This is a genomic window from Pseudoalteromonas sp. T1lg21 (assembly GCF_002964625.1).
GTDB classification, from domain to species: domain Bacteria; phylum Pseudomonadota; class Gammaproteobacteria; order Enterobacterales; family Alteromonadaceae; genus Pseudoalteromonas; species Pseudoalteromonas gelatinilytica.
In genome coordinates this window covers 50026-62052 of the sequence record NZ_PQBX01000022.1, presented here as the reverse complement: position 1 = coordinate 62052, position 12027 = coordinate 50026, and the positions used below count along the sequence as shown (strand labels likewise).

The 12027-nt window shown below is 42.1% G+C and carries 12 protein-coding genes; all 12 read right to left on the bottom strand.

Going from position 1 to position 12027, the window contains the following annotated elements; genetic code table 11:
* Positions 1-408: 408 nt before the first annotated feature.
* The 12 genes from C2M25_RS06830 to C2M25_RS06775 all read right to left on the bottom strand — a co-directional run bounded on the left by C2M25_RS06830 (position 409) and on the right by C2M25_RS06775 (position 12012).
* Complete coding sequence (locus tag C2M25_RS06830; RefSeq protein ID WP_105180749.1) at positions 409-2229, bottom strand: choice-of-anchor I family protein; 1821 nt, start codon at positions 2227-2229, stop codon at positions 409-411.
* 143 nt (positions 2230-2372) lie between these two features.
* A complete protein-coding gene (gene glmU / locus C2M25_RS06825; RefSeq protein ID WP_063701373.1) occupies positions 2373-3731 on the bottom strand; it encodes a bifunctional UDP-N-acetylglucosamine diphosphorylase/glucosamine-1-phosphate N-acetyltransferase GlmU in 1359 nt (452 codons plus the stop codon).
* Between the two features lie 269 nt (positions 3732-4000).
* Positions 4001-4423 (bottom strand): F0F1 ATP synthase subunit epsilon, encoded by a 423-nt coding sequence (locus tag C2M25_RS06820; protein ID WP_063701376.1) that lies wholly within the window; start codon positions 4421-4423, stop codon positions 4001-4003.
* Between the two features lie 13 nt (positions 4424-4436).
* Positions 4437-5822, bottom strand: coding sequence for a F0F1 ATP synthase subunit beta (gene atpD / locus C2M25_RS06815; protein WP_063701380.1), 1386 nt, complete (start codon positions 5820-5822; stop codon positions 4437-4439).
* Positions 5823-5854: 32 nt separating this feature from the next.
* On the bottom strand, positions 5855-6715 hold the full coding sequence (gene atpG / locus C2M25_RS06810; protein ID WP_063701383.1) for a F0F1 ATP synthase subunit gamma: 861 nt from the start codon (positions 6713-6715) through the stop codon (positions 5855-5857).
* 59 nt (positions 6716-6774) lie between these two features.
* Entirely contained in the window at positions 6775-8316 is a 1542-nt protein-coding gene (gene atpA, locus C2M25_RS06805) for a F0F1 ATP synthase subunit alpha (protein WP_063701386.1), read from the bottom strand.
* Positions 8317-8330: 14 nt separating this feature from the next.
* A complete protein-coding gene (gene atpH, locus C2M25_RS06800; RefSeq protein ID WP_063701389.1) occupies positions 8331-8864 on the bottom strand; it encodes a F0F1 ATP synthase subunit delta in 534 nt (177 codons plus the stop codon).
* A 15-nt stretch (positions 8865-8879) separates the two neighbouring features.
* Entirely contained in the window at positions 8880-9350 is a 471-nt protein-coding gene (gene atpF / locus C2M25_RS06795) for a F0F1 ATP synthase subunit B (protein WP_063701392.1), read from the bottom strand.
* 49 nt (positions 9351-9399) lie between these two features.
* On the bottom strand, positions 9400-9633 hold the full coding sequence (gene atpE, locus C2M25_RS06790) for a F0F1 ATP synthase subunit C (RefSeq protein ID WP_063701395.1): 234 nt from the start codon (positions 9631-9633) through the stop codon (positions 9400-9402).
* Positions 9634-9703: 70 nt separating this feature from the next.
* Entirely contained in the window at positions 9704-10546 is an 843-nt protein-coding gene (gene atpB, locus C2M25_RS06785) for a F0F1 ATP synthase subunit A (RefSeq protein ID WP_063701397.1), read from the bottom strand.
* 15 nt (positions 10547-10561) lie between these two features.
* Positions 10562-10942, bottom strand: a complete 381-nt coding sequence (locus C2M25_RS06780) for an ATP synthase subunit I (protein ID WP_063701399.1) — start codon at positions 10940-10942, stop codon at positions 10562-10564.
* 158 nt (positions 10943-11100) lie between these two features.
* A complete protein-coding gene (locus C2M25_RS06775; protein ID WP_063701401.1) occupies positions 11101-12012 on the bottom strand; it encodes a ParB/RepB/Spo0J family partition protein in 912 nt (303 codons plus the stop codon).
* Between the last annotated feature and the right edge of the window lie 15 nt (positions 12013-12027).

Sequence of the window (12027 nt, the reverse complement as noted above, 5' to 3'; positions counted from 1 at the left end):
TACGAGTGCCCACACAGATGATTGCTTTATATTGTTAAAGAACGTTGCGACGTTGTCGCTAGGGATGCGTATAATACATCCTTAAATTTTTGAGTCAACACTTAATTTTAAACTTTCTTTTTAGACCGTTTTAAACCGAAGTTTTACTTAACTCTCTGTCACTTTGTTCAGCGCTTTTCATTGCTGCCCGCCGTGTCAGTGGATGCGCATTATAGGGATGCGAAGAATTAACGCAAGCACTTTTTGAAGGTTTTTTTGATTATTTTCAAATTAGTACAATAACCATACAAATAAAGGGCTACAGAGGGATTTTAGCTTAAAAAGCAGTCATTTTTTGAGGATGAAATGGTGTAGAAAAAGCGACATGCTTTAAATTAGCTATGTCGCTTTTTAACTTTATGGGTGGGATTAGTTAGTAGAAATTTCCCAAACAGCGATTGAACCCGAAATTTCATTGCCAACAACTAGCAATGCTTCATTCGTTGCACTTTGCTCTGCAGGTATAAATGCCATACCTTCAGGAGCAAGATCACCTGTTATATCTGCATCGGCTTCTAAACCACGATTAAAAAAGTAGTCTTGGAATGTCACGTTGTATGGATTAGTGATATCAAACACCATGATGCCGCCCATACGCTCTAGACCAATAAATGCAAATGTACGCTCACCAATTGTACCCAGTGCTAATGCTTCTGGCTCTGCACCTTTGTCATCAGAGCGACTATCACCGGCATTTTCATCTTCGTTATTGTTAAATGCTGCTCCGTGGACTGAAGCGGTAATACGTGAGATTTGATCGCCTGAATCAAAAACCACCATGCCGTTACTATCCCAGATAGTAAAAGAGCGAGCGCCGTATGCATAGAGTGACTCGTATTCACCATCATTATCTTCATCACCTTTAACAGTGGTCACTTTTAAACGGCCAATATCATTATTGTCATTGTTAAGGTAATCAAAATTACTTGCTAGAGTTAAGTCTTTCGCTCTGGTCTCATCTATATATGATAAACAGCCGTCATCTTTATCGTAATCTAAACCACCTTTTGCTAAACAATCAGCTTCGTCGGTTGTGTTAAAGAAATATTCTCGTGCATCACCTTCATTGGCAGTAACAATGAAGTTTGCACCTTTCCAGGTAAAGCTTGAAATCGTATCAGGTTGATACATGCCATAGAGGCCTGGGTATGATTTAAAATTAACGCCACCGTCTTTATCTGATGCGTCTATCAATAAATTAGACCAATCTTTAAAACCTAACCCTTTAAGCTCTAGGCTATTGTCTTCAAGATTAACGATAGCAAGGGCGTTATTTTCTTGCAGTGTAACGTAGGCAAACTTATCGTCTTTAGAAACACTGATGTATTCAGGCTCTAAGTCCATAGCAACGGTTGTATTTATTAGCTTGCCGTTGATTGTACGGCCAGTCGGATTCGCAAACACAATTCCTAACTCTTCAAGTTCTGCTTGTTTATCGTTATAAGCAGTAAACGTTAAGCTAATAGCAGTATCTGCAATTACACCATTTGTGATGTTAATGATGCTAATTGAACCCTCAGGGTCAACACTGTAATCACCATTAGGTTCGCCTTCATTTGCAACCAATACTTTATTGCCGTCATGGCTAAACGTCACCATGTCGGGTAGGGCACCAACAGATACATTCTTAATAAATTGAGGCTGATCGCCACTAATATCATAAAATGCAATTAAACCTGCATCACCGGTGTTATCTGCAGCCATTGCTACCGCAAGAAGTTCATTATTAGCATCAATAGCGATGCTGTTTGCGTCGCCAGCACTGTTTTCATTCAGTGCAAGGGTGATCTCTGGTACTAAGTTAGTGCCGTTTATAACCCCTTCGTTATCTTTTACTAAAGCTGTACGGTCAAAACTATCTGCTTCAATAATATTAACGACCGCAGAATCACCTGAACTATTGATAGCAAAAATTCTTTTTTTAGATGCTTGATAAGCGACAATCTCTGCAGCACCTTCAGGGCTTTCTGCGTTCAGCACTGCGCGGCCAATAAGATTAATACTTAATGCAGCGTTTGCATCTGTACCGTTTGCTCCGTCAGTACCATTGGTTCCATCAGAACCATTAGTCCCGTCTAGCCCTGCAGGACCTTGTTCACCTTGTAAGCCGTCTTTGCCGTCGTCACCGTCTAATGAACAACCAGTAAGAATTGTTAAAAGTGATAGCGCAATAATTGATCTTTTTAACATTATTATTTTTCCTTCGTATTGTATTAACGCAATTACAACACGCAGGCATTACAACTATATGGCACTTTTATGAGAACAAACTGCAGCCACAAAAAAAGCGAGTATAAACTCGCTTTTTATTTATAAATTAGTAGGGTAGCTCACTACTTTTTAGTTGGGCGCTTCCAACCGGTTAGGTTACGCTGTTTACCACGAGCGACTGCAAGCTGTTCGTCTTCAACTGTATTAGTAATAACCGAACCTGCGCCAACTGTTGCCATTGCACCAATATTCACTGGGGCTACCAGTGATGAGTTAGAACCGATAAAGGCATTATCACCGATAATGGTTTTTGATTTATTTACGCCATCATAGTTACAAGTAATAGTACCAGCGCCAATATTAACTTTTTCGCCAACTTCAGTGTCACCTAAATAAGTAAGATGATTCGCTTTAGATCCTTTACCTAAGCGAGTCTTTTTCATTTCGACGAAGTTGCCAATGTGTGAGTCTTCTTCCATTATCGCGCCAGGACGAAGGCGAGCATATGGGCCTAAAGTACATTTAGCAGCAACACTGGCTTCTTCAACTAATGAGTTCGCTTTAATAATAACGTTATCGCCGATAGTACAATCTTTAAGTACGCAGTTAGGGCCAATTTGAACATTATTGCCGATTGTTACTTTGCCTTCGAAGATAACATTAACGTCGATCAGTACATCTTCGCCAGTCGTTACTTCACCACGTACATCAATACGAGCAGGATCAGCAAGTGTTGCGCCGTTTAGCATTAGCTCTTCTGCTTGCCATGCTTGGTATGCACGTTCAAGCGCTGAAAGTTGTACGCGATTATTAGCACCTTCAACTTCCATTGGATGCTCAGGCTGAGCAGAGGTAATTTCAACTCCTTCACTATGTGCCATTGCAACTATATCTGTTAGGTAGTATTCGCCTTGTGCGTTGTTGTTAGATAAGTTACCTAACCAACGTTTTAGTAATTCACCATTCGCAGCCATGATGCCGGTATTAATTTCTTTAATTGCAAGTTGCTCAGCAGAGGCATCTTTTTGTTCAATGATACCGACAAGCTTGCCATTTTCACGAAGCATACGGCCATAACCTGATGGGTCATCTAAGGTAACCGTTAATACTGCTAGGCCTTTTTTAGGTGTCACAGCAAGTAACTTTTCTAAAGTGGCACGTTTCGTTAGTGGCACATCACCATAGAGAATTAACACGGTGTCATCATCGGCAATGTGCTCTTTAGCAACAGCAACTGCATGACCGGTACCGAGTTGTTCTTCTTGTAATACCCAGTTTACTTGGTTGTGCGATAGGGCTGTTTGTAACTGTTCACGGCCATGGCCATAAACCAGGTTTGTTTCACGAGCGCCGAGAGCGGTAGCATTATCAATAACGTGCTGCACCATAGGTTTACCAGCAACTTTGTGTAATACCTTAGGGAGTGCAGAGCGCATACGGGTGCCTTTACCCGCAGCAAGAATAACGGTAGTCAGAGACATTAAAACAATATCCTTCTTTCTTTGTTTTAGTTGAGCGAAATGAATTAAGCGATAAACATGCAAAGTTGCGCAAGTCACGTCATGTGCAAATACTCAAACCTAGTTAATAGGAAAGAACTTCAGATGAAAGCTCAGTTCAGTTTCAATACACACATTGTAGCGGGGAATAGTGCAGGATATAAGTACAATAATCAGAATAGGGTGTTATGCAGTGAATTTCGGGCACAAAAAAGCCCACGTTAAGTGGGCTTTTTGAAAACCGAGTAGGCTTACTTTTTACGTAATTGTTGGATTACGCGAAGTTGAGCGATTGCTTCAGCAAGCTGCACAGCAGCTTGTTGATAATCTAACTCAGCAACTGACGTGTTCGACATTTGCTCTTCAGCATCACGTTTAGCTTTTTCAGCTGCTTGTTCATCTAGATCTTCACCACGAACTGCAGTGTCTGCAAGAATCGTAATGCGATTAGGTTGAACTTCTAGCGTACCGCCAGCAACATACATCACGTCTTCGTGACCAAATTGCTTAACTAAACGTACCATACCAGGTTTTAGGGCAGTTAATAATGGAGCGTGACCATAGTTAACACCTAGGTCACCTTCAGTACCACTTACTTGAATAGATTCTACCAGACCAGAGAATAAACTCTCTTCTGCGCTTACTACGTCAAGATGTACAGTCATAGCCGCCATACTACCCTCCTAATTACATGCTTTTGGCTTTTTCTTGAGCTTCTTCAATAGAGCCAACCATGTAGAACGCTTGCTCTGGCATATCATCAAACTCACCGTTTAAGATACCTTTGAAGCCAGCAATTGTGTCTTTAAGTGACACGTATTTACCCGGTGAACCTGTGAATACTTCAGCAACGAAGAACGGCTGAGATAGGAAACGCTGGATTTTACGTGCACGAGATACAACTTGCTTATCTTCATCAGAAAGCTCGTCCATACCTAGGATTGCGATGATGTCTTTAAGTTCTTTATAACGTTGAAGAACTGTTTGAACGCCACGCGCTGTATCGTAGTGCTCTTGACCGATTACTAATGGATCAAGTTGACGTGAAGATGAATCAAGTGGGTCTACCGCTGGGTAGATACCAAGTGAAGCGATATCACGTGAAAGTACTACTGTTGCATCTAAGTGAGCAAACGTTGTTGCTGGAGATGGGTCAGTTAAGTCATCCGCAGGTACGTATACCGCTTGGATTGAAGTGATTGAACCAGTCTTAGTAGATGCGATACGCTCTTGAAGTACACCCATTTCTTCAGCAAGAGTTGGTTGGTAACCTACTGCTGAAGGCATACGACCTAGAAGTGCTGATACTTCTGTACCCGCTAGAGTATAACGGTAGATGTTATCAACGAAGAAAAGAACGTCACGACCTTCGTCACGGAACTTCTCAGCCATAGTAAGACCTGTTAACGCTACGCGTAAACGGTTACCCGGTGGCTCATTCATCTGACCGTATACTAGAGATACTTTGTCTAGTACGTTTGAGTCGTTCATCTCATGGTAGAAATCGTTACCCTCACGAGTACGCTCACCAACACCTGCGAATACTGAGTAACCGCTGTGCTCGATTGCGATGTTACGGATAAGTTCCATCATGTTTACGGTTTTACCTACACCGGCACCACCGAATAGACCAACTTTACCACCTTTAGCGAATGGACATACAAGGTCGATTACCTTGATACCAGTCTCTAAAAGTTCTACTGAATTTGATTGATCTTCGTAAGAAGGTGCTTCACGGTGAATAGACATACGCTCTTCTTCACCAATTGGACCAGCTTCATCAATAGGATTACCTAATACGTCCATGATACGACCTAGTGTCTTCGTACCTACTGGAACGTGGATTGGCTGACCTGTACCTTCTACTGCTGTACCACGACGTAAACCGTCAGTAGTACCAAGTGCGATACCACGTACCACACCGCCACCTAGCTGTTGTTGAACTTCTAAAGTTAAACCTGCTAAGTCGCCATCTGTTACTTTTAGTGCGTCATATACGGCTGGCACGTTGTCTTGTGGAAACTCGATGTCCACAACGGCGCCGATAATTTGGACGACCTTACCTAAACTCATGTCTATTCCTCTCATTAAACTTTGCCGAAGCGTTAAACTGCTGCCGAACCGCCAACAATCTCACTGATTTCTTGTGTGATTGCAGCTTGACGAGCCTTGTTATAAACAAGCTGTAACTCATCCATAAGGTCGCCTGCGTTATCAGTTGCAGCTTTCATTGCAACCATACGGGCAGCCTGTTCAGAGGCAGCGTTCTCAACTACACCTTGGTATACTTGAGACTCAATAAAGCGTACTAACAGAGCTTCTAAAATCGCTTCTGGGTTTGGCTCATATAAGTAATCCCAAGAATGTTGAGATACTTCTTCTTCAGCTTTTGGCAAAGGGAGTAACTGATCGATTGTTGGTTCTTGCTTCATAGTATTAACGAATTTGTTAAATACTACGTATAAGCGGTCAATTTTGCCTTCAGAATATGCATCAAGCATAATTTTTACAGGACCGATAACGTCTTGTACTGAAGGTGTATCTCCTAAGCTCGCTTTTTTAGCGAGTAACTTACCGCCGAAACGTTGGAAAAAGCCAGCTGCTTTGCTACCTAAAGTAGCGAACTCAGCTTCAACGCCTTTTTCTTTCCACGCTTTCACGTCTAGGGCAACTTTTTTGAACTCGTTAGAGTTCAAGCCACCACAAAGACCACGGTCAGTAGAGACAACAATATAACCAACTCGTTTTACTTCACGCTCAACTAAGAACGGGTGAGTAAAATCAAGATTTGCTTGAGCAACACGACCGATTACTTCGCGTAAGTTTTCAGCGTATGGACGGCTTGAAGCCACACGTTCTTGCGCCTTTTTCATTTTAGACGCAGCAACCATTTCCATTGCGCTGGTGATCTTTTGAGTATTCTTGATACTCCCGATCTTGCTTTTAATCTCTTTTCCGCTGGCCATGACTCTCTCTCCGAATCAGGTGGGCTTTAGTTGCCTAAAGCTCACCATTCATAACTAAATTACCAAGTTTGCGTCGACTTGAACTTCTCTAGAAGTTCTTTAAGTTGAGCTTCAATCTCAGCGTTGTAGTTACCAGTTTCATTGATTTGAGCCATTAGCTCTGCGTATGTGCTGTTTGCATAAGAAATTAAGCCAGCTTCAAAGTCACCGATTTTCGCGATTTCGATGTCTTTTAGGTAGCCTTTTTCAGCAGCAAATAGCGACAGAGACATTTCAGCAACAGACATTGGTGCGTACTGTTTCTGCTTCATTAGCTCTGTTACGCGCTCACCATGCTCTAATTGAGCACGTGTTGCATCGTCAAGGTCAGACGCGAACTGCGAGAACGCAGCTAATTCACGGTACTGAGCTAACGCTAGACGGATACCACCACCTAGTTTCTTAACGATTTTAGTTTGCGCTGCACCACCAACACGAGATACCGAGATACCAGCGTTAACAGCTGGACGGATACCTGAGTTGAATAAGTCAGTTTCTAAGAAGATCTGACCGTCGGTGATAGAGATAACGTTTGTCGGTACGAACGCAGAAACGTCGCCGCCTTGAGTTTCAATGATTGGCAATGCCGTCAATGAACCAGTTTTACCTTTCACTTCACCATTAGTGAACTTCTCAACGTAATCAGCGTTTACACGTGATGCACGCTCTAGAAGACGTGAGTGAAGGTAGAATACGTCACCTGGGTATGCTTCACGACCTGGTGGACGCTTAAGTAGTAATGAGATTTGACGGTAAGCAACAGCTTGCTTAGATAAATCATCATATACGATTAGCGCGTCTTCACCACGGTCACGGAAGTATTCACCCATAGTACAACCAGCGAATGGTGCTAGGTACTGAAGTGCCGCAGATTCAGAAGCAGATGCAACAACAACGATTGTGTTTTCAAGTGCACCGTGCTCTTCTAATTTACGTACTACGTTAGCGATTGTAGATGCTTTTTGACCAACTGCAACGTACACACACTTAACGCCTGTACCTTTTTGGTTGATGATTGCATCGATTGCTAATGCAGTTTTACCAGTTTGGCGGTCACCGATAACAAGCTCACGCTGACCACGACCTACTGGGATCATCGCATCGATAGATTTATAACCAGTTTGAACTGGCTCATCTACTGATTGACGTTCGATAACGCCTGGTGCGATTTTTTCTACTGGCTCATAACCATCGTTAGCTAAAGCGCCTTTACCGTCGATAGGAGCACCTAGTGTGTTAACAACACGACCAAGTAGACCACGACCAACAGGAACCTCTAGGATACGACCAGTTGATTGTACTTTTACGCCTTCTTTAAGGTCTGCGTAAGGACCCATTACTACAGCACCTACTGAGTCACGCTCAAGGTTTAGTGCGATAGCGAAACGGTTGCCTGGAAGCTCAATCATCTCACCTTGCATACAGTCAGCAAGACCGTGGATGCGGATGATACCGTCAGTAACAGATACGATAGTACCTTCGTTACGAGCTTCACTTACAACTTCGAACTGCTCAATACGTTGTTTGATCAGATCTGAAATTTCAGTGGAATTAAGTTGCATGCTCTTCTTCCCAATTACGATTGTAGTGTAGTAGCTAGGCGGTTTAATTTACCGCGTACAGTGCCGTCGATTACAGTGTCACCAGCCTTGATTACAAGACCACCAACAATAGTTTCGTCAACACTACAATTCAGCTTAACTTTGCGTGCGAAACGTTTTTCTAATGCCGCTACCAGAGATGCTTGCTGCTCAGCAGTAAGCGTTGTTGCAGAAACTACATCTACGTCGATTAATTTGTCGTAGTCCGCTTTAAATTCAGCGAATAGTTCAGCAACAGCTGGTAGTGCCGTTAAACGTCCATTTTCAGCCATCACTTTTACTAAGTTCTGACCATTTTCGTTGAGTTGCTCTGCACAAACAGAAATAATAATTTCTGATTGCTTTTCAGCAGAGGCACTTCCTGAAAGAAACTGAGCGATTTGCTCGTTCTTTGCCACTTCACCAGCAAAAAACAACATTTCGTTCCAGCTTTCAACAGTACCTTTATCAACGGCAAATTCAAAAGCCGCTTTAGCGTATGGGCGAGCGATTGTAGTCAATTCAGACATGCTCATACCCTCCTATTAAAGCTCAGCGACGAGTTTTTCAACGATGTCACTATGTGCGGCTTCATTGATTTCGCGCTCTAAGATCTTCTCAGCACCGATAACCGCTAATGAAGCAACTTGCTTACGCAATTCTTCTTTAACACGGTTACGCTCAGCTTCGATTTCAGAATGACCTTGAGCAATAATTTTTTCACGCTCTTCGTGACCACGAGTAGTCTCTTCATCAACGATTTGCGTGGCACGCTTTTTAGCTTGCTCGATGATATCAGCAGCTTGTGATTTAGCTTCTTTAAGCTCTTCAGTTGCTTTTTTACGAGCAAGCTCAAGATCTTTTTCAGCTTTATCAGATGCAGCTAAACCATCTTCAATTTTTTTCTGGCGAGCTTCAATAGCACCGTTTAGTGGTGGCCACACGAACTTCATGCAGAACCATACAAAAACAATAAATGCTATTAATTCGCCGAGTAGAGTAAGGTTTAAACTCACAACCACTCCTCCTTAGTCAATTGTTGATCGCGTAAAAGTATTTTCAATATTAAAGTGCGAACAACATGTATAGACCGATACCTACACCGATCATCGCGATAGCATCGATAAGACCCGCTACGATGAACATTTTAACTTGAAGTTGTGGTGCAAGCTCAGGTTGACGAGCCGCTGACTCTAGGAATTTACCACCAAGGTTACCGAAACCGATCGCAGTACCTAAAGCACCAAAACCAATTAGTAAAGCAACAGCGATATATTTAAGGCCGATTACAAGTTCCATTATTGTCTCCAATATAATTTTAAATGATTAAAGTTAAAGTAAAAAAATCTTTATTGAACAAGCGCTACGATTAGTGATCAGTAGATGCCATGCTCAGGTATACAATTGTTAGCATCATAAAGATAAATGCTTGCAATACGATTACGAGAATGTGGAATACAGCCCATACGAAGTGCAGTGGTAATTGGAATAAACCAATTGCGCCGATCAGAATGAAGATAAGCTCACCTGCGTATAAGTTACCAAATAAACGTAGTGCCAATGAAATTGGCTTAGCAAACAAGGTTACTAATTCTAGTAACAAGTTCACTGGAATGAATAAAGCTTGAACTACTGGGTTCTTAGCGCTAAATGGTTGTAATGTAAGTTCTTTTACAAAACCCATTACGCCTTTCACACGAATCGAGTAGAAGATGATTAACGCAAACACACCTAAGCCTAACGCCATTGTTAAGTTAAGGTCAGTGGTTGGTACTACTTTCATGTAAGTGTGTGATTGACCGCTAGAGATTACATCCCAAGACTCACCATTGATCAGCGATGCTGCAATTGGTAAGAAGTCTACTGGAATTAAATCCATTAAGTTCATTAAGAAAACCCATACAAAAATCGTAAGGGCAAGCGGGGCAATTAGTTTGCTTCGACCGTGAAAGGTGTCTTTCACGTTTTGATCAACGAATTCAACGATCATTTCGACAAAGCATTGAAGTTTACCAGGAACACCAATCGTTGCTTTATTCGCAGCACGTTTGAAAATCCATAGGAAAACCAATCCTAAACCGATTGACCATGCAAGGGTATCGACATTAAGTACCATCCACCAATTGTTAGGGTCGTCGGTTAGACGCACCTGACCGTTGGTAAGGTGGTGCTTGATGTAACCCGTAAGAGTTAGCTCTTCACCTGCAGCCATGTTATATCCCAAAAGTTAATGTTTAAAAAAAACCGGTGCAAACAATCCAAAAAACATCACAAGTATAAAGCAGCTGAAAAAAGGTAGATGAACTACCGGAAAAAGCTTAAATACCAGTACAAACAAAACGATTGTAAGCAAAAATTTTAGTCCTTTGCCGCGTTTAAACGAAGCAAACACTTGTTTTACCTTACTTGCACCCATATAACGGAATGCATAGAGGGTAAAAACCAGATTAGGGAGTACTGCGACAACTCCGCCAGCAAGCGCTGACTGACCGGCGTTGGCTCCCCAACCTATAAAAACAATTACTGCAGCTATGAGCGCTACGATACCCTGAAGACAAATTAATCTGAATGCGGCAAGCCTATATGGCTTTGCTAACCTATTAGTCACGTTTTGTTAACCTTTAGAACTATCGTTGTCAGGGTATGAAAACTGGCGAAATTATACTGATTCCTACCAGTTTTGCAACTTGAGTTGAGCCTTTGTAGTGCAAAATCACCACAAATGTCTCTTTTTGGACATGTTATTAATTAATGACGGGAATAGTCTTAATTTATACGGCTTAAAATGCCATCTAACTCATCTAGACTTGTATACGAAATAACCAGCTTGCCTTTACCTTTTTTATTGTAGTTAATTTCGACTTTTGCGCCCAAATTTTCAGCGAGCTTTTGCTCTAACTGTTTGACATCTGGGTCTTTTTCTTGCTGTTCTTTTTTAGGCGCTGGTTCTAAAATAGAACGCACTAACTTTTCGGTTTCACGAACGGTTAAAGCTTTAGCAACTGCGAAACGTGCAGCGTCTGACTGCGCTTCACCTTCAAGTGCTAATAAACAGCGTGCATGGCCCATTTCAATGTCGCCATGCTCTAACAAAATTTTAACATCTTCGTTAAGATTATTCAGACGTAGTAAATTAGTCACAGTGGTACGAGATTTACCTACGGCCTCGGCAACTTGTTGGTGAGTTAATTCAAATTCGTTGAGTAAGCGATTCAGTGCAATCGCTTCTTCCATCGCATTTAGGTCTTCACGTTGAATATTTTCAATTAGCGCGATAGCAACTGCCGCTTCATCAGGCACATCTTTGATAATACACGGCACAGTGTCTAATTTGGCTAATTGAGCAGCACGCCAACGACGTTCACCCGCGATGATTTCATATTTGTCTGCACCAATTTGGCGCACAACAATCGGCTGAATGATACCTTGGGCACGAATTGAGCTCGCTAATTCTTCTAGCGCTTCTTCTGACATGTCTTTACGCGGTTGATATTTACCCGATTGTAAAAACTCAATCGCTAACTTTTGCAGCTCACCTTTACTTTGCTCGGCAACCACATCAGAGACTTGCTCAGTTGCTGCGGTTGCTTGTTGCTGATTATTTGCACTAGGGGCAGGTTTTGATGAACTTAATAAAGCGTCGAGTCCTCGGCCTAAACCGCGTTTTTTAGCAGACATGTTATTTTTTTACCT